At 39.0% G+C, this 18148-nt stretch carries 12 protein-coding genes and 2 tRNA genes; 6 read left to right on the top strand and 8 right to left on the bottom strand.

Going from position 1 to position 18148, the window contains the following annotated elements; genetic code table 11:
• The first annotated feature begins 3 nt into the window (after positions 1–3).
• From J0A69_RS13260 to J0A69_RS13250, 3 genes are read left to right on the top strand one after another with little or no spacing between them, the layout of a single operon-like run.
• Positions 4–828, top strand: coding sequence for an SDR family NAD(P)-dependent oxidoreductase (locus J0A69_RS13260; RefSeq protein WP_206587088.1), 825 nt, complete (start codon positions 4–6; stop codon positions 826–828).
• Positions 829–864: 36 nt separating this feature from the next.
• Positions 865–1761, top strand: a complete 897-nt coding sequence (locus tag J0A69_RS13255; RefSeq protein ID WP_206587087.1) for a class I SAM-dependent methyltransferase — start codon at positions 865–867, stop codon at positions 1759–1761.
• A 14-nt stretch (positions 1762–1775) separates the two neighbouring features.
• Entirely contained in the window at positions 1776–2957 is a 1182-nt protein-coding gene (locus J0A69_RS13250) for an aspartate aminotransferase family protein (protein ID WP_206587086.1), read from the top strand.
• On the opposite strand, the gene J0A69_RS13245 is transcribed toward J0A69_RS13250, so the two are convergent.
• The 5 genes from J0A69_RS13245 to J0A69_RS13225 all read right to left on the bottom strand — a co-directional run bounded on the left by J0A69_RS13245 (position 2954) and on the right by J0A69_RS13225 (position 7400).
• The gene (locus tag J0A69_RS13245; protein WP_206587085.1) at positions 2954–4105 is read right to left on the bottom strand and encodes a DUF4221 family protein; all 1152 of its coding nucleotides are present in this window, start codon (positions 4103–4105) and stop codon (positions 2954–2956) included. The genes J0A69_RS13250 and J0A69_RS13245 overlap by 4 nt on opposite strands.
• Before the next feature lie 103 nt (positions 4106–4208).
• A complete protein-coding gene (locus J0A69_RS13240) occupies positions 4209–4769 on the bottom strand; it encodes a 1-acyl-sn-glycerol-3-phosphate acyltransferase (RefSeq protein ID WP_206587084.1) in 561 nt (186 codons plus the stop codon).
• A 13-nt stretch (positions 4770–4782) separates the two neighbouring features.
• Positions 4783–5568: a patatin-like phospholipase family protein gene (locus J0A69_RS13235; RefSeq protein ID WP_206587083.1), complete on the bottom strand. Its 786-nt coding sequence runs from the start codon at positions 5566–5568 to the stop codon at positions 4783–4785.
• Positions 5558–6397 carry an MBL fold metallo-hydrolase gene (locus tag J0A69_RS13230; RefSeq protein WP_206587082.1) on the bottom strand — a complete coding sequence of 280 codons (840 nt, stop codon included), beginning with the start codon at positions 6395–6397 and terminating at the stop codon, positions 5558–5560. The genes J0A69_RS13235 and J0A69_RS13230 overlap by 11 nt, the downstream gene beginning before the upstream one ends.
• A 55-nt stretch (positions 6398–6452) precedes the next feature.
• A complete protein-coding gene (locus J0A69_RS13225; RefSeq protein ID WP_206587081.1) occupies positions 6453–7400 on the bottom strand; it encodes an acetyl-CoA carboxylase carboxyltransferase subunit alpha in 948 nt (315 codons plus the stop codon).
• 567 nt (positions 7401–7967) lie between these two features.
• Between J0A69_RS13225 and J0A69_RS13220 the strand changes: the two genes are divergently transcribed.
• The 3 genes from J0A69_RS13220 to J0A69_RS13210 all read left to right on the top strand — a co-directional run bounded on the left by J0A69_RS13220 (position 7968) and on the right by J0A69_RS13210 (position 10707).
• Positions 7968–8041: transfer RNA gene (locus J0A69_RS13220), tRNA-Asp, on the top strand.
• Between the two features lie 46 nt (positions 8042–8087).
• Positions 8088–8161 (top strand) — tRNA-Asp (locus J0A69_RS13215).
• Between the two features lie 236 nt (positions 8162–8397).
• The gene (locus tag J0A69_RS13210; protein ID WP_206587080.1) at positions 8398–10707 is read left to right on the top strand and encodes a GH92 family glycosyl hydrolase; all 2310 of its coding nucleotides are present in this window, start codon (positions 8398–8400) and stop codon (positions 10705–10707) included.
• Between the two features lie 4 nt (positions 10708–10711).
• Here J0A69_RS13210 and galE read toward each other — a convergent pair whose 3' ends face one another.
• The 3 genes from galE to J0A69_RS13195 all read right to left on the bottom strand — a co-directional run bounded on the left by galE (position 10712) and on the right by J0A69_RS13195 (position 18050).
• Positions 10712–11725, bottom strand: coding sequence for a UDP-glucose 4-epimerase GalE (gene galE, locus J0A69_RS13205; protein WP_206587079.1), 1014 nt, complete (start codon positions 11723–11725; stop codon positions 10712–10714).
• 64 nt (positions 11726–11789) lie between these two features.
• Positions 11790–14906 (bottom strand): PKD domain-containing protein, encoded by a 3117-nt coding sequence (locus J0A69_RS13200; RefSeq protein WP_206587078.1) that lies wholly within the window; start codon positions 14904–14906, stop codon positions 11790–11792.
• 18 nt (positions 14907–14924) lie between these two features.
• A complete protein-coding gene (locus tag J0A69_RS13195) occupies positions 14925–18050 on the bottom strand; it encodes a PKD domain-containing protein (RefSeq protein WP_206587077.1) in 3126 nt (1041 codons plus the stop codon).
• Between the last annotated feature and the right edge of the window lie 98 nt (positions 18051–18148).

The following is an 18148-nucleotide window of genomic DNA, read 5'->3' as shown; positions in this document are numbered from 1 at the left end:
CTCATGAATTTAGTCATAACAGGAAGTACCTCCGGAATAGGTTTGGAAACAGTCCGTTCCTTGTATCCGATTTTCGATAAAATAATTGTACCGGTCAGAAATTTAAAAAAAGCAGAAAAAGTCATTTCATCTTTTCCTGACGCAAGTAAGTTCGATTGCTTTGAAATGGACCTCAGCTCCATGAAAAGTGTAAATAAAGCAGGCAAACTTATCTCAGAAAAATACCCCAAAATCGATTTATTGATCAACAATGCCGGAGGTATGTTTCCTCAAGAAAAAAGAACAAACGAGGGCTTGGATTGGACTTTTGCTGTGAATCATTTAGGGCATTTTCACCTGACAAGCCTATTGATCCCCAATCTACTTGAATCAGAAGGCAAAATCATCTTTGTGAGTTCTGAAGTACATCGAATCGGAAGAGCAAAAAAAGATGCTTGGGGATTAACAGACAATTCCAATAGCTGGACCAAATACGGTAGCGTCAAACTTTATAATATTCTCACTAGCAAATACTTAAATGATCTTTATGAAACAAAAGGTCTTACTTCTTATTCCCTCCATCCGGGAGCTGTTAACACCTCTTTTGGTTCGGATTCTGATATAGTTTCCAAGCTTATTATCTCATTGAGTAAAGTCTTTTTTATCAGCCCGAAAAAAGGAGCTGAAACCAGTATTTTCCTAGCCAAAACAGAAAAGGATACTTTAAAACCAGGTGGTTATTACGAAAAAAAGAAATTAAAATCACCGAGTGACAAAGCAGAAGACCTGAACCTCCAAAAGAAACTTTATGATTTCAGCCTCAAAAAACTTGAGGAAATCCTTTCCTGATTATTTCCCTATTTTTGCATACTGAAAGATTAAAGCATGCAAGAAACCATTCTATCGCTTTGCCCTGGAGATTGGGCAGATTACGAACTTATTGATACCGGAGGATTTGAAAAGCTGGAGCGCTTTGGAGAGTTTATCCTGAGCCGTCCTGAACCACAAGCTATTTGGGACAAATCCATGTCAGATCAGGAATGGAAAAAGCTTGCTCATGCGCATTTTGCCAAAGAAAAAAACAATCCTGAAAAGGGGCAATGGGAACAATTAAAGCGAATGCCTCATAATTGGAACATAGCATATTCTAATTCAGAGGGATTGAGTATCAAATTAAATCTTGCCCAGACTTCATTCAAGCACATCGGTTTATTTCCCGAACAAGCAGTCAATTGGGATTATTTATACAAGACAATCAAAAAATGTCCAGTTCCCAATCCAAAGGTTTTAAATCTCTTTGCATATACAGGGGCTGCGTCTGTTGCCGCAAGAGCCGCTGGAGCTGAGGTTACGCATCTGGATTCAGTTAAGCAGGTGGTTACTTGGTCCCGACATAACATGGAGTCATCTGGCCTCGAAGGAATCAGATGGATGGTGGATGACGCAATGAAATTCATCAAGCGTGAAGCAAGAAGAGGAAATGTTTATCAAGGAATAGTCTTAGATCCTCCAGCTTATGGAAGAGGACCAGATGGAGAAAAGTGGGTTTTGGAGGAGCAAATCAATGAAATGCTGAAAGTTTGTGCCGAGATTCTAGACAAAGAAAACCACTTTCTATTACTCAACATGTACTCTTTGAGCTTTTCTTCCTTAATCGCAGCCAATCTAATTAAAACCACTTTCCCTAAAATTGAAAATGCGGAACACGGGGAACTCTATCTCAATGATAAATTTGACAAAAAGCTTCCTCTGGGCATTTTCTTTAGATTTTCAAGTTTCTGAATTGACTTTCATTCATGAATAACCGTCAGTTATTTCTACAACATTTAGCTCAGACCACAGATTTTCCTCTGATGATTGAGGTGGAAAAAGCAGAAGGAATCTATCTATTTGGACCCAATGGAGAAAAATATATGGATCTTATATCTGGAATAGGAGTAAGCAATGTTGGCCATAGACATCCAAAAGTGCTGGAAGCAATTCATGCTCAGCTGGACAAGTACCTGCATCTGATGGTTTATGGTGAGTATGTGCAAAGTCCACAATCCCAACTGGCAAAAGCCCTATCCGACACCTTACCCAGTCATTTAGACAACGTTTATCTGGTAAATAGTGGCTCAGAGGCTATTGAAGGAGCTTTGAAACTGGCTAAGCGATTTACCGGAAAGAGAAATATAATTTCTTGTGTCAATGCCTACCATGGAAGTTCGCATGGAGCTCTGAGTATCGGTGGAAATGAGATTTTCAAACGAGCTTATCGACCTCTTCTACCTGGAATCACAAATATTCAATATGGAGAGATGCCTGATCTGGAAAAGATTGATCAGGAAACAGCAGCTGTGGTGATGGAAACGATTCAAGGTGAGGCGGGAATCCGTGTGGCAACCAAGGAATATTTTCAAGCACTTCGGAAAAAATGTAATGAAACTGGGACTCTGCTGATTTTAGATGAAATCCAGAGTGGTTTTGGGAGAACAGGGAAATTCTGGGCATTTGAGCATTTTGATATCGTACCTGACATTCTTGTAACTGCCAAAGGAATGGGCGGTGGAATGCCAATTGGGGCATTTATAGCAAATAAAGAAGTAATGGGAGTGTTTAAAAACAATCCATTGCTAGGTCATATCACAACTTTTGGTGGGCATCCTGTTTCTTCAGCGGCAAGTATTGCGACTATAGAAATATTGCAAAGTGAATCTCTTATTGAACAGGTTGAATCCAAAGCGAATCTTTTCAAATCGCTGCTCATTCACCCAAAAATCAAAGGAATTCGAAACAAAGGATTGATGATGGCAGTGGAGTTTGAATCCTTTGATGTCCTGAAAGAAATCATAGATCGAGCGATTGAATTAGGTGTAATCACCGATTGGTTTTTGTTTTGCGATGATTCCATGCGAATTGCACCACCTCTCACAATTACGGAAGTAGAAATCAAAGAAGCTTGTAGAATAATATTGAAGTCAATCGAAAATTCTTAATCAATCTCAATTTTCATTTTTACGAAAGCCAGCTCATCATTAATATTCTCATAAAACCAAACTTCACCGTTTTTTATAAAATATGTATTAGGTAATTGATCTACTCCAAGAAGTCTTGCCTCAGCGATTATGTCAAACTCCCTATCAAATACACTTAAGAATACTACCCCTCCCACTTGTTTATAATTTCCAAATTTATCTTTCTCCTCCCCGATTTTTTTCTTTTCGGAAAATCTTAAATACCGCTTATTCTTATTGTCCCACAATATTTTTATGTAGCTAATATCCTGGTTGGTTAATTTTTCTATCTCAGTAAATTCTTCATTAAAACCTTCTACAGATTTTGGAGGAATATAACCTCTCTTTGCTCCCAAGAGCTGAGTTTCCCATTTAATCACCAATAAGCTGTCATTTGAAAAATCAAAAAAATGAACTTCATTGAATGCATTACTATTCAATAGAACTTTGCCATCACCAAATGTTCTGTAAACACTTCCTCCAAAGCCTCCAGCTTCAATCCCATTGCTTATAATAACTACTCGATAATCTTTAAACTTTTCCATTTCAGGCAATGGTATTTTATCAAAGGATTCCTTCTCCAAATCAATATCTAATAAAAAATAGGAATAGCTTTCCCAATTTAACACTGGAACTAAAATCCTATTAGGCATTTTAGGATCCTCAAATAGATATAGAGGATAATTCTCGCGCCCTTTTAAATATTCTGAAGCAATTTCCTCAAGATTTAAATTTCTAACCAAATTTCCATTTTGATCAAATTCCTTAAAAACGCTATAATCCCAAAACAAAAAATTACCATTTGCAGCAAGAGTGAACTTAGGTCTCCCAGTCCCAAGTCCATTAGGACCATCTTTTTCAAACTTTATTTTATCGACTAGTTTTAATTTATCTAAATCAATTTTTTCTAATAAAAAATCGATTTCATTAAAATTATATAAAAAATTAGTTGAGGCATCAAGAGAAGAGTTTGAAAGAAAATCCCTTAGGAATAAAAACTCATCCCCTGAATCAACCAGTATCGTATCCAAAGAAACACTTATTTGGTCTGATACTTCATTAATTTCTGACTTATTCTTTTGACAAGAAAACAGCAAAATAAGCCCTAGTATTCCAAAAACTTTATTCATTGTCAGGTGTTTTTATGCAATTAAAAAAAAATTAAAAAAAACCTAAAAATATAATTATAACAAAAGGCCAATAGAGATTCCTTTCTGATATTTGACTCGAAGTTTATAAAACCCCCTTTTCAGGATGCTTTCCTGTAACCGTCCTACCAAACACTTTCATCTCCTCGATCTGCTCATCCATATTTCCATTTGGATAGATACAGGGGCCGATTCCAGCTTCTTTCTTTTTATAATCTAGATACCCAATCACTACTGGGACATTGGCACCCAAAGCAATATGATAGAATCCTGATTTCCATTTTTTGACTTGGGATCTCGTACCTTCTGGAGTAACCATGATAACCAATTCATCCCTTTCTTTCAGCATTTTGACCATTGCTTCCGTATAGGTCTGCTTTCTCCCTCCCGGAATTCTCTTTCGGTCTATAGCAATTGCTCCCAAGCCTGAAAGCAACCAACCCAGTGGCCCAACCATCACTTCTTTTTTGATTGTAAAGCGAACTGGGATATCCATCAGGAAGAATGCGGCTCTTGCATACAAAATGTCCCAATTTGATGTATGAGGTATGGCGATCAAAACAGCTTTTTTCAAGCCTTCTGGCCAATTGGCATTCAGCGACCAACCAGACACCCAAAAAACAAAACGGGAAAGCAACTTCATCATAGTGTTTCTTTTTCTAATTATCCTTTGCGAGTTCCAAAATAGCAGGATTTTCCTCAATAAATCGCTGTACTCTATCGTATCCGGCCTGAAATAATTCAGGTGCTTTTTTGATATCAAAGACTCCGTATTTCCCTAAACCTGGTGCTTCAATAAAGAAATCACATTTGGATTTTCTACTGTACACATTCGAATTCATCGCCATAATTACGGAGCGTTCGATCAGACTTTTCATATTCTTGATATTGGTCTCCTCAGGTAATTGGTTGCAATTAACCCCGATCACATAATCGCAAATCCCATCCAAAGGCTCCACAGGCAGATTATTCAATACTCCTCCGTCTATCAAATGCCTCTTATCAATTACGATAGGATCAAACATCCCTGGGATACAAGATGAAGCCAAAATCGGATTGATTAATTCTCCTTCTGAAAAATAAATCACTTTCCCCTTCTTGATATCTGTGGCTGCCACTGTCAAAGGAATTTGAAGTTGAGCGAAATCATCATGCTTGAGATAAAGCTTAAATAGCTCTCCCACAGAATTCATTTTAAGAATCCCCGTCAAAGAAATGGCGGGGCGCATAAACTTGAAATAATTCGTTTCTACAATGATTTTAAGAACTTCCTCAGGTTTGTAGCCATTGCAATACATCGCTCCTGCAATTGCACCAGCTGAGGTTCCACTTACTTTGGTTGGATAAATCCCAGCTTCATTGAGCCCCTTTAAAACTCCCAGATGGGAAATTCCACGCACTCCTCCCCCGGATAATGCGATTCCAATCTTCTTATTAGATTTCATGAAGTTTAAAGGTTTGATCCAATCTAACTCCTCTATCTGTCATTTTCACTGTACAGCATTCATTTACTGCATCGTGTTCAAAAAATAAAATGTACTCCTCTCTTGCCGCTTCTTCTAAGAATCTTGTTTTTTCATCCATAGTCAGCAAAGGCCTGGTATCATAGCCCATGACATAAGGAATCGGGATATGGCCAACTGAAGGCAAAAGGTCTGCTACAAAAACAATGGTTTTATCCTTGTATTTGATTTTGGGAAGCATCTGCTTATCTGTATGCCCATCTACAGTAATGATATCAAAACCATCAAATAGCTGAGTTTTTTCAAGATCAATAAAATCAAGCTGACCCATCTCTTCCATCGGCAAGATGTTTTCTTCTAAAAATGAAGCTTTTTCTCTTGGGTTTGGCTTCGTGGCCCACTGCCAATGATCTTTATTTGACCAATAGGTGGCTCTTGGAAAAGTCATCTCATATTGTCCATGTGAACCATAACCCACTCCACCTCCACAATGATCAAAATGTAGATGAGTTAAAAAATTGTCAGTAATATCAGTGGTACTTACACCCAATTTCATCAGATTACCTCGAAGGGAGTCATCTCCGTGCAGGTAATAGTGGGAAAAGAACTTTGCATCCTGCTTGTCACCAATCCCATTATCAATAAGAACAATTCTATTGTTCTCAACAACCAATAAGGACCGCATCGCCCAAGTACAAAGGTTGTTTTCGTCGGCAGCATTGGTTCTAGACCATAGGGTTTTCGGAACCACACCAAACATGGCTCCTCCGTCAAGTTTAAAAAATCCAGTATTGACAACTCTTAATTCCATATTGCTCTAAAAGAAAAAGCCCGGGCCTCTTTAAGAAGTCCGGGATTATGATGTTTTACTCAACTACTACACCCATCGAGCAAAACTTATCGATGCGTTGTTCTATTCGTTTCTCTGGTTTGATCTTGTCCAGCTCTTTCAAAGCTTTCGCTATAGTTTCCTTTAAAGTCAGCGCCATCTTCTTCATATCCTTATGAGCTCCACCTAACGGTTCTGGAATGATATCATCAATCAAACCATTTCCTTTCATATCGATGGCAGTAAGCTTCAATGATTCTGCAGCCTGTTCTTTGTAATCCCAACTTCTCCACAAAATTGTAGAGCAGTTTTCAGGAGAAATCACAGAATACCATGAATTTTCCAGCATCATTACTCTATCTCCAATTGCAATTCCCAAAGCACCACCAGAGGCTCCTTCACCAATGATGATACAGATGACAGGAACTTTCAACATGAACATTTCACGAAGGTTTCTGGCGATTGCTTCTCCTTGACCTCTTTCTTCTGCTTCTAGACCAGGAAAAGCTCCCGGAGTGTCAATTAAGGTAACGATTGGCTTGCCAAACTTCTCAGCCATCTTCATCAAGCGAAGGGCTTTACGATAGCCTTCAGGATTTGCCATCCCAAAGTTTCGCATCTGCCTCTGTTTTGTATTTCTTCCTTTTTGCTGACCGATAAACATGACTGTTCTCCCGTCAATATCTCCTAATCCACCAACCATCGCTTTATCATCCGCAACAGTTCTGTCACCGTGCAGCTCGATAAAATCATTGGTTATTTCATAGATGTAATCCAGCGCATAGGGTCTATCAGCATGTCTGGAGAGCTGAACGCGTTGCCAGCGGGTCAAATTTTGAAACGTTTCTTTTTTCAAAGCCAGGATTTTTTCTTCTAAGGATTCGATATCTGAAGTTAAATCTATGTTTCTACCCTTGGCTAAATCCTTCATTTCCTGAAGTTTCTGCTCTAAATCAGCTATTGGTTTCTCGAATTCTAATACCATTTTGGTGATTTTTGGAAGGTTAAAGATAAGCAATATCCCCCTGAGAAATAAAATTTTTACTGTTTGACTTTCAAAGCTCTTGATTTTCAAGAACAATCAAATTCTATTCAAGAAACTAAAAATTGACCACACCCAATACTCAATCAGGAAAAATTCCATAAATGGCTGGTGTTGATGATTGAAGTTAAACTGCTTACCCTCTAAGACTTACCAAAAAGCCTAAAAATAAAAATGAATGAATCAAAATCTTTAGGTAACTACTTCGAATGAAGCTTGGTTAAGTCAGCTCAAATTTTATTTTTTAGTAATTATTTTGATCTAAATGGATTAAAATTCAGTTTTCAATTAGCATCACTTTTTATTCAAATAGAGTCTTTAAGTATAATATTTCATAGATCAGAGCATTTTTTCGATGAAAATTATCTCCTTGAATCAGAAGTCAATACAATTTCTATTGCTATTTTTTTTAATCTACTTTTGTATTAATGATTCAAAAACATACCTTTGCATCACTCAAAAACGAGGTGAAGTAAAAAGTTACTTCTATACCTGAAATTTTGATTAAACGGAGTGGTAGTTCAGCTGGTTAGAATGCCTGCCTGTCACGCAGGAGGTCGCGGGTTCGAGTCCCGTCCATTCCGCTTAAATTTGATGGATAAGTCATCAAATAATAAATTCTAAAATATTGGAGTGGTAGTTCAGCTGGTTAGAATGCCTGCCTGTCACGCAGGAGGTCGCGGGTTCGAGTCCCGTCCATTCCGCATAAAAGCTTCGAAGCAATTCGAGGCTTTTTTTGTTTGTAGTCCTTATAAATTGCCTGCATTTTTACGCGAAATTTTAGTCAACTATACTTCTTTTTCTCTTCTATTTAATTCAATCAAATTTTTCAAACTTCTTGCAATTCACCCAATCGGAAATCCATTCCGTACTTTAACTTGGGCTAAACTCCTACTTTTTCGTTCCTTAGATATCCGAAAAACAATAAGCTCAATTGCTGATGAAAACCCGCTCATTCCATTTTTTAATTTTTTTATTTCAAGTCCATTTCCATGTCCTTGCGCAAAAAGTTGCACAACCAGTAGATTTGGTATATCCCTATTTAGACAGCAGCAATTCGCGTTGGTTCTTTTTTAATTCCGCTTCCAGACCTTTTGGAATGGTTAACCTTAGTCCTGACACAGATATTGATGGCGCATGGGGAAGTGGCTATCGTTATGAAAGTGATTCGATCAAAGGTTTCAGCCATATTCATGCTTGGCAGCTTTCAGGATTATCAGTGCTCCCACTAATAGATTTTGACCTTGAAAGTTCTCATAACATTGCCTCACCATTCAGCCATTCAAATGAAATTGTAAAACCTGGATACCATCAGGTATTCTTGGATCGATACCATATAAAAGCCGAACTCACCTCCACCCTACGGGTTGGGTTTCATAAATACAGTTTTGAAAAAAAAGGTGAACAACAAGTATTAATCAGACTTGGAGGAATGTTAGGTCCTTCTCAAATCACGGATGGATCAATTTCCCAAAAATCAACTGAGACTTTCACTGGGCATGTAATAAATGGCTCCACCTCTAGACGTCCATTAGAAACACCAGTCTTTTTTGCAGTAAAATTCAATCGACCAGTAAAAGCCATAAAGGGTTGGTCAGTTTCTGAAATCACTACCAATCTCCAAGACATAAAAGGACCTGATTCCGGTGTTATCGTATCATTTGATGGGAATTCTTCCGAACTCCTTATGAAAGTGGGAATTTCCTATGTTAGTGTCGATCAAGCCTTACTCAATTTAGAATCAGAATTAGACCATTGGGATTTTGAAAAAGTAAAAGAGGATTCGTTTGAAGAGTGGAATTCCTATCTCTCAAGAATTGAGATAAAAGGTGGGTCGGAAAAAGACCAGAGAAGATTCTATACAGATCTTTGGCATGCGCTACAAGGAAGAAGAACAATCAGTGATTTCAATGGAAAATATGCTGACATGACTTCTGGAGAGCATAAAGTCAAACAAATCCCTCTTGATAATGCTGGAAATCCAAAATTCCGCCATTTTAATTCTGACTCATTCTGGGGAGCTCAATGGACCATCAACACGCTCTGGCATTTGGTTTACCCAGAAATCACAGAAGAATTCGTGAACTCCATGCTGCAGTATTACCAAGACGGAGGGCTTATTCCTAGAGGTCCTTCAGGCGGAAATTATACTTACGTGATGACTGGTGCTTCAAGCACGCCTTTCATTGTAAGTGCTTACCAAAAAGGTATTCGAGGGTTTGATGTGCAAATGGCATACGAAGGCTTATTGAAAAATCATCGTCCCGGTGGCATAATGGAGAAAGCCGGCTATGAACACAAGACTTCATTGGGAGGGGGATTTCAACACTATCTCAAAAACGGTTATGTTCCTTGGCCTATTCCTGAGGGAAAGTTTGGAGCTCATCAGGACGGCCCAAGCTTAACTTTGGAATATGCTTACCAAGACTGGACCCTCGCTCAACTTGCTTTGGCTTTAGATGATTCTGAGGTTTATAAGGAAATGACTGAGCGATCTAAGTTTTACAAAAACACTTTTGATCCAGAGTCTGGATGGATGCGCCCAAGGAATGTAACAGGTGAATGGAAACAACCCTTTGATCCATATGAGTACAATGCTGGCTTCAATGAGGCAAATGGAAGTCAGGCCACTTGGTTTGTTCCACATGATTTAGATGGGCTAGCCCAATTGATGGGAGGAAAAGAAAAGACGATCGAAAGACTAAATGCATCTTTTGAAATTGCCGAAAAGCAAGGTTTTACCTCAGGCACCTCCCATTCTCAAGAAACTCATCCTGAATACCGTCGCATTCCTATCAATTATGGTAACCAGCCATCAATTCAAACTGCTTTTATTTTCCAGAAATTAGGAAGACCTGATTTGACTCATTTTTGGAGTCGCTCTATTGTGAATAAGGTTTATTCTGAGTTAAATCCGAATTCAGGATATAATGGTGATGAGGACCAAGGCTTGATGGGCAGTCTGGCAGTTTTGATGAAAATCGGTCTATTTCAAATGAATGGTGGAACAGAAGTAAATCCATCTTATCAAATCGGAAGTCCAATCTTTGACGAAATAATCATCAAGCTTAGCCAGAATTATTATCCTGGCGAGAAATTTATTATCAGGACTCTAAATAACAGCAAAGAGAATGTATATGTCAAATCTGCTTCATTTAATAAAAAAGCCTTGAATGAACTTGATCTTAGACATAATCAAATCACTCAAGGCGGTGAATTAGTATTGGAAATGACGAATCAGGAAAACTGAAAAATCATTTCGTAAGTGACTTCTCCCAATTCCAGGAATCCCTCAAGGAGTCTTCCAAAGTATATTGCGGATGCCAACCCAAAACGGAATTGATCTTGGTAGTATCAGCCCAAATTTTTACCACATCTCCTGGTCTTCTAGGTCCAATCTCATAATTCAATTTAATTCGATTGACCTTTTCAAATGTCTGGATGATCTCTAAAACCGTATTTCCATTTCCCGTACCTACATTGAAAACATCGTAGAAATCGACCTTTTGTTCTTCCAAATAAGCCAAAGCCTTGACATGTGCATTGGCAAGATCCATGACATGGATAAAATCTCTGACACAGCTTCCATCTATCGTATCATAATCATCTCCAAAGACGGTTATTTTCTCCCGGATTCCAGCAGCAGTTTGAGTGACAAAAGGAACAAGATTATTAGGGGTGCCATTGGGTAATTCACCGATTTTTGCACTTGGATGAGCGCCTACAGGATTAAAATAGCGCAAAGAAACCACCTTCACTCCAGCCTTGCTTTTCACAAAATCTACCAAAATATCTTCGCAGATTTTCTTTGTATTTCCATAAGGGCTTTCTGCATCTTTACGAGGAGTGTCTTCTGTTACAGGAAGGGAATCTGGCTGACCGTAAACAGTACAAGAAGAAGAAAAAACAATGTTTTGGATCCCCTTTTCTTTCATAAAGCCCAAAAGGACTACTAATGATCCAATGTTGTTTTGATAGTATTTCAAAGGAAGTTGAGTACTCTCTCCTACTGCCTTGAAAGCAGCAAAATGAATCACACCTTCGAAGGGATGATCCTTATAAATTTTTTCTAAGATACTTTTATCATTACAATCTCCCTCAAAGCAAATCACTTCCCTTCCGATAATTTCTCCCAGACGATCCACTACACTGGCTTGAGAGTTTGAGAAATCATCCAAAATAATCGGCTCAAAACCAGCATTCACCAATTCAACTGCAGTATGGGAACCGATATAACCAGCACCGCCGGTAATCAAAATCTTCTTCATTACATTAAAAATTTAGACAGCAAAGCTATCTAAAACTGTTCATTTTGAATAGAAAAATTCTAAATCATTGGATCAAGATAAAAGTGCCTGTGGAAGAACCAGTCCCAATTTCTCCTTCTAAAGGGTACTCATATATAATCTTATAAGTGAATACACCAGGACCCAAAGCTACCCCTTGATGTAAACCGTCCCAACCATCCGATCCAGCATAAACAAGTTGTCCCCATCGATCCCAAATCAATAAATTATAGGTGATGCTGCAATTGAAAATCGGTTCATAAACTCCATCCTTTGGATTAAATCCAGTAGGCATTCTTACCTGAGGTTCGGATTCACTTACTTTCCCTGTTCCAGATACCGTACAGCCATTGGAATCAGTCACTGTCACATTAAATAATCCAGAAGACAATCCCGTAACCCTTGAATCAGTAAATCCATTCTCCCATTGATAGGTATAAGGCGGGGTACCTCCGGAAGGAATTACTTCTAAAATCCCATCTGAACCACCTGGGCAGCCAGGGTTTTCTTCAACAAAATTCAGTTCCAAAGCTTCAGGACCTGAAATTTCACCTTCAACTAGAATGCTACATGATCTTGCATCGATAAGCGTATGAGAGAATGATCCTTTCGGCAATCCTGATACTGTCAGGTTCTCTCCATCCCAATCGGAATCAAAACCCAAGATTTCATATGGTGCTGTTCCTCCTGTCACTTTGATTACATAGGATCCATCAGAAGAATCTACACAGCTGACATCATTACCACCTAATGCAAGAGCATAATTCAAGGGTTCTAAGTCTTCGATTTCGATAGAAAGACTTTTTTCACCACAACCCGACAAATCAGTGATTTTAACTTCGTAAGTTCCTGATTTCAGATTTTTCGCCAAAGTTGAATTGAGATTTGGATCATGTTGCCATTCGAATTCAAATTCACCTGATCCTCCTGTAATCACAAGCTCAATTTCTCCATTTTCTTCTCCTTGGCAAGAAGGAGATAACTTCTCAATACTGCTTATTTCAAACTCAGGATAAATGATTACATCTAAGACCTGAGAAATGCCAGAGCATTGGGAATTGGATAAACTCGTAACCTCGTAATAAATTTCTCTAGTTGGAGCATTAAAATCCCAAACAACCTCCACTTCGGTTGTTCCCTGCCCAGCGTTCAAAGAACCTCCCAAGACGACCCAGTTGTACGCAAAATCATCTGAAGGAAAAGGAACTGAATAGATCAAAGCTTCAGATTGAATTCCACAAATTCCCTCAATTCCTGAGGGTAAATCAGGTTCATATTGATCAGAAACAACCACTTGGATTTCCTGGCTCTCCCCTTCGCATCCATTTTCTGCTAAAGGAATAGCACGAACTAAACCGGTATCTGTTGGATTTTGCCATTTAATGGTAATCGTCGAATCAGTGCTGACTAATTCCGTTCCTCCGGTAACTTCCCACCTGACCTTATCAAAGTTGGAAGTATTGGTAAAAATGTATTCAACTTCATCAGAATCAGGGCAAACAGCACTTGGTCCTATCAGTTCACCTTCAATTTTCTTAACCTCAACTTCAAATTTAAACTCCTCCACACTATCACAGCTTCCTTCACCCGTTGAGGCAAATACAATCACTTCAAAAATTCCTTCTTGAGTGTAAGTATGTGTAACTTCCTTCCCAGGCTTTTCTGGACTTCCATCTCCAAAGTCCCATGAAAAAGTATCAAACAATGGATTATCGGGAATAATCTCCCAAGTTCCTTCTTTTTCAAAGCATGCAATCCGATCTCCAATAACTTCAAAAGCATAAGTGCTTTCAGCTACAAATTGGACATTTTCCAAACTTGCCCCAACAGAATAGCTATAGGACTCTATAAACCCAACCCCATAGGCATAGGCGATTAAGCCATCAGGATTGAATAAGGAGTTTGCACCTGCAGAAACTTTAATTCGGGCAAAAACAAAATCTGGATTTCCTGGAACAGGCTTAAATTGGTTTCCGATATTCTGACCATTTAAAAGGGTAGAATTTTCAGATCCTTTCTGTACCAGAATGTTCACAAAATGCTTATCAATCCCTATTGTTTCTACTGAATTAAATATGACTGATTTGATCCGCTGCCAATTGTCACTATAAGTAACCATGGATGGATCACCATCGGAAGCAAATGTATTGTCTTTGCTATTGCAGTTTTGACTTTTGGCGAATGCTGTGACAGCGGTTGGTTTGGAAGTCTCTATGGTAGCTGCTTCATCAGCTTTGAATTCCAACTGTATGAATTTTCCGGCGTTGATAGTTCCTACTACATTTCCATTGACTCTAATTTCTGTGTTATCAGAGGATGCCAAAACTTTGACCATTTCTCCAGAAGTCCTACCCAAAAATGGAAGATGAGTATAGGTCTTTCCCCAGCTTTTGATAGGATATGCTTGCTGATACAAATTATCTCCTGTGGAACCGCAGGAACCAACACTGGTCAATTTATTTCCCCCGAAAACCGCAATGTTTTTACAGTCATCGGCTTTAGAATTAAGCACCTTGACCCGAGTACCTGTCAGATCCCCTTTCGCTTTGATTTGATAGCTTTGACCTTTATTTAGAGTGATATTGAAAGGGGCATTTGCGGGAATAGTATTAACAGTAGCAGTTGAAGTTACAATTTCAATTGTTGTTTGATCTTCCACTGCTATGATCAACATGGTGCTTTCAAAGTTGGAATTGTTACCTGCTCCTTGATCATTGAAAACTTCTGCATGTGCAGTAACAAAATAATCTTTACCCAAAGCTTCAACAGGCAAAATAACCGTCCCATCTGCGCTTCTTTCACGCTCATTGTATGCATATACCGAGATATCACCGCTAGAGTTAATGTAAGCACTCCGGTTTTCTATTTGTCCTGAACTACGATGAATGAGATCCAATCCACTCACAAATTTCTGTACGAACTGTTCTCCTTTCTTCAATGAAAAGGGATATTGGGTACCTCCCCCTTCAATATATCCCTCTGCATCCTCGTTTGCTGAGATCGTAATAATAGGGTAATCAGGCAGATTGTTTTGCCTGTTATTCTCCATGAAACCCACATAAAACTCTCTACCAATGGTATTCAATTGAGAAAAGGCATCATTCGCAGCTAAAAGCAAAGCGATAGCAATAAAAAATCTACTGATGTACCTTAATCCTTCCATTGATTTTTCTCCCTAAACTCACCGGATTAATGTGAAAGCTCCTCTTTTCTCAATTGTTTGAATTTCCCCGTCCAATGGAAAAGAATATTGAACTAAATACGAATAGGATCCGGAAGGAGATTCTTGATCATTAGTCATTCCATCCCAACCTTCAGCTCCACTATAAATCAATTGACCCCATCGATTATAAATCCAAAGCTCAAAACTTACTTCACAATTTGAAACTCCCTGATAAATTCCTTCCTGAGGATTAAAGCCTGTTGGCATTCTCAAGGCTGGAGCGGCTTCCTTGACCACTCCTACTCCCAAACTCACACAGCCTAATTTATCCAAAACAGAAATATTGTAATTTCCTTTTGGTACACCTATCAATTGATTTCCAACTCCCAAAGGATTTTCCCAAGTGTAGATATAAGGATTATTTCCCCCTTCCGGAAAAGCCAGCAACTCCCCATTACTACCTCCGGGACAAGCTGGTTTTTCCAGGCGAACTTCTACTTCCATTGCTGGAGGAGAGATTATTTCAAAAGAAATTGGCAATACACAACCATTGGCATCAATGAGTTCCCATTCATAGGTACCTTGTTCCAAATCACTGAGAGCTAATGTTCCAGTAAAACTCTGGGGTCCATTGAAATCAATTGAATAAGGAGCGGTGCCTCCTACAATACTCAAAGAAAGCTTCCCATCCGATTTTCCATAGCAAGAAGTTTCATTAGCTATCAAGGACTGAATCTCAAGAACATCAGGTTCTGAGACAACCAAATCACTTAAAACTAAGCTACAACCCAACTGGTCAGTAATGGTGACTTCATAACTACCCGCTTCCAATAAACTGGCCTTATTTGATTGCAAATCAGGATCATGAGACCAAGCATATTGATATGGAGCTATTCCACCAGTGATTTCCAATTCAATTTCTCCATCATTCCCTCCAAAACATAAAACAGGGGTGATGGCTGTAATTTTGGCTTCAAAAGTATCGGCCACATTGACTTCTAAAGTTGGAGAAAGTCCTTCACAGGACTGGTCAACAAGACTGTAAACAGTATAACTCACGGAGCCTGTAACACCTGGCTGATCCCATGAAACTTCAATAATTCCTTCACCATGACCTGACACAATGGTACCCCCAATTACATCCCAATCATAGCCTCTTCCATCATTCAAATTGGGAGCTTCATAAGTATGTAAAACAGTGGGATCAAAACAGATTTCTTCAGGACCGGAAGCTATCTCTGCCACGAGTTGTTTATTGATTTTCACGTTTAATGAAATCGTATCTAGAGGACAACCGTTTTCGGTAAATGGAATTGCGGATAGTTTGGCAAAATCATTTGCCACACCCCAATTGACCAAAACCGAATCACCGTAATTCTCTACTATTACACCTCCTTCTACCTCAAATTCAACCTTGGGAATTATACCTGATTCCGAAAGTTTATAAACCAATTGTTCAACTTCCGGACAGACACTGGTCTCTCCGATCAGTTCAATATCCTCTTCTATTGCCTGAACATCAACCACAAAGGTAATTTCCTCTTGTTGATCGCAGGAATTGGGACTGATGGAAGCCAAAACTGTGACTTCATACTCCCCTGGTTCGGTAAAAATATGCGTTACTTCTTCACCTTCCGCCATTTCCGAACCATCTCCAAAATCCCATAAGAAGTAAGTGAAAATCGGATTTTCTGAATTAATATTCCATGTTCCTTCCTGCCCCAGACAGGCTACATTTTCTCCATCAACTTCGAAATCATACTCTACATCCGTTTCAAAATTGAGGTTATCCAAAGCTGCTCCTACGGCAAAGCCATAGGATTCCAAAAATCCAAAGCCATAAACGTAGCCGGTAAATCCTTCAGAATTCTCTAAGCGATGTACTCCTTGAGTGATATTGATTCTGGCATAAGAAAAATTCGGATCACCAGGGACAGGAGAAAATTTAGCTCCTTGGTTTTGTCCATCCAAAATCGTCAAATCTTCAGTTCCGGCTTTCACCACCAAATTGAGGTAATGACTGACGATTGATGGAAGACTTAAGGCATTAAACCGAATCTCTTTTAGCAATTGTTCGCTGGGACTGTAAGATATCATAAAAGGATCGCCATTCTGGTAATCCGGATCATTAGTCTGGTTACATTCCTGGCTTTTCGCAAAAACAGTAACGCTAGCTGGTTTAGAGGTATTTATTTTAGCTGATTCGTTTACTCCAAACTCTAATGTCAAATATTCCCCAGCGTCAATAGTTCCACTGTTTTGACCTCCAATCGTCACTTGGGTATTATCCTCTGAAGCTAAAACTTTGACCAGTTCACCGGAAGTTCTGCCTGCAAAAGCCACATGTACAAAGGAAGTTCCCCAGCTGCTGATCGGATAGGCTTGCTGAAATAGATTATCATTCGCAGCGCCACAATCTCCAACGGAAGTCCATTTATTCCCTCCAAATACTGCAATCTTCTTACAATTAGCTGCATCCTCACCAATCACTCTCACTCGCGAACCAGTAAGGTCTGCCTTGGCTTTCAACTGATAACTTTGCCCTCTATCAAGATTGATAGTAAAAGGAATCCCAGCTATTGTTCCTCCGAATGCATCCACTGAAGTGGTTATTTCGATCTCGGTGTTATCCTCTGTGGCCACAACTAAAAGCTCACTTTCATCATTGATATTTCCATTATACTGAACTTGCGCCGTCAAAAATTCATAATGAGAAGTAATCAGATAATCCTTTCCCAAAGCGCCTAATGGCAAAACAACCGTTCCATCTGCAGAACGATAGCGTTCATTGAAAGCATAGACTGCTATTTTTCCATTTGAGCTAATGTATATCCCCTTATTCTCAATCTGCCCTGTATTTCGATGAAGCATATCCAAGTCAGTGGAAGGAATAATATGGGAAAACTGCTGACCTTGGGAAAGGTTAAAAGGGATACTCCTGCCACGGTATTCAATCACTCCGGTGGCATCTTCATTTGCAGAAATGACAATAACAGCCTGATCTGGGGCATCTGGCAAAATCCGGTTGTTGTCCATAAATCCGACCCAGAACTCTTTACCTACAGTAGAAAGTTGAGCTTCAGCCAAATGCGGGCAAAACCAGAATAAAAAAAGAAATAAAAACAGGTGTAAAATTTTCCTCATACGCCCCTCAGTGACTGATCATCTTTCAATATAAACATCATACGAAACAATAGTTTAAATAAACATGATTTGTGGTGATTTTTGACTATCAAAAGACT

The sequence above is a fragment of the Algoriphagus pacificus genome, assembly GCF_017254845.1.
Classification (GTDB): domain Bacteria; phylum Bacteroidota; class Bacteroidia; order Cytophagales; family Cyclobacteriaceae; genus Algoriphagus; species Algoriphagus pacificus.
The sequence above is the reverse complement of the archived record's forward strand: the minus strand, read 5'-3'. Positions and strand labels throughout refer to the sequence as shown.

Coding starts and splice junctions, on each gene's coding strand:
- J0A69_RS13260 (WP_206587088.1), top strand. CDS start 4: ATGAATTTAGTCATAACAGGAAGTACCTCCGGAATAGGTTTGGAAACA.
- J0A69_RS13255 (WP_206587087.1), top strand. CDS start 865: ATGCAAGAAACCATTCTATCGCTTTGCCCTGGAGATTGGGCAGATTAC.
- J0A69_RS13250 (WP_206587086.1), top strand. CDS start 1,776: ATGAATAACCGTCAGTTATTTCTACAACATTTAGCTCAGACCACAGAT.
- J0A69_RS13245 (WP_206587085.1), bottom strand. CDS start 4,105: ATGAATAAAGTTTTTGGAATACTAGGGCTTATTTTGCTGTTTTCTTGT.
- J0A69_RS13240 (WP_206587084.1), bottom strand. CDS start 4,769: ATGATGAAGTTGCTTTCCCGTTTTGTTTTTTGGGTGTCTGGTTGGTCG.
- J0A69_RS13235 (WP_206587083.1), bottom strand. CDS start 5,568: ATGAAATCTAATAAGAAGATTGGAATCGCATTATCCGGGGGAGGAGTG.
- J0A69_RS13230 (WP_206587082.1), bottom strand. CDS start 6,397: ATGGAATTAAGAGTTGTCAATACTGGATTTTTTAAACTTGACGGAGGA.
- J0A69_RS13225 (WP_206587081.1), bottom strand. CDS start 7,400: ATGGTATTAGAATTCGAGAAACCAATAGCTGATTTAGAGCAGAAACTT.
- J0A69_RS13210 (WP_206587080.1), top strand. CDS start 8,398: ATGAAAACCCGCTCATTCCATTTTTTAATTTTTTTATTTCAAGTCCAT.
- galE (WP_206587079.1), bottom strand. CDS start 11,725: ATGAAGAAGATTTTGATTACCGGCGGTGCTGGTTATATCGGTTCCCAT.
- J0A69_RS13200 (WP_206587078.1), bottom strand. CDS start 14,906: ATGGAAGGATTAAGGTACATCAGTAGATTTTTTATTGCTATCGCTTTG.
- J0A69_RS13195 (WP_206587077.1), bottom strand. CDS start 18,050: ATGAGGAAAATTTTACACCTGTTTTTATTTCTTTTTTTATTCTGGTTT.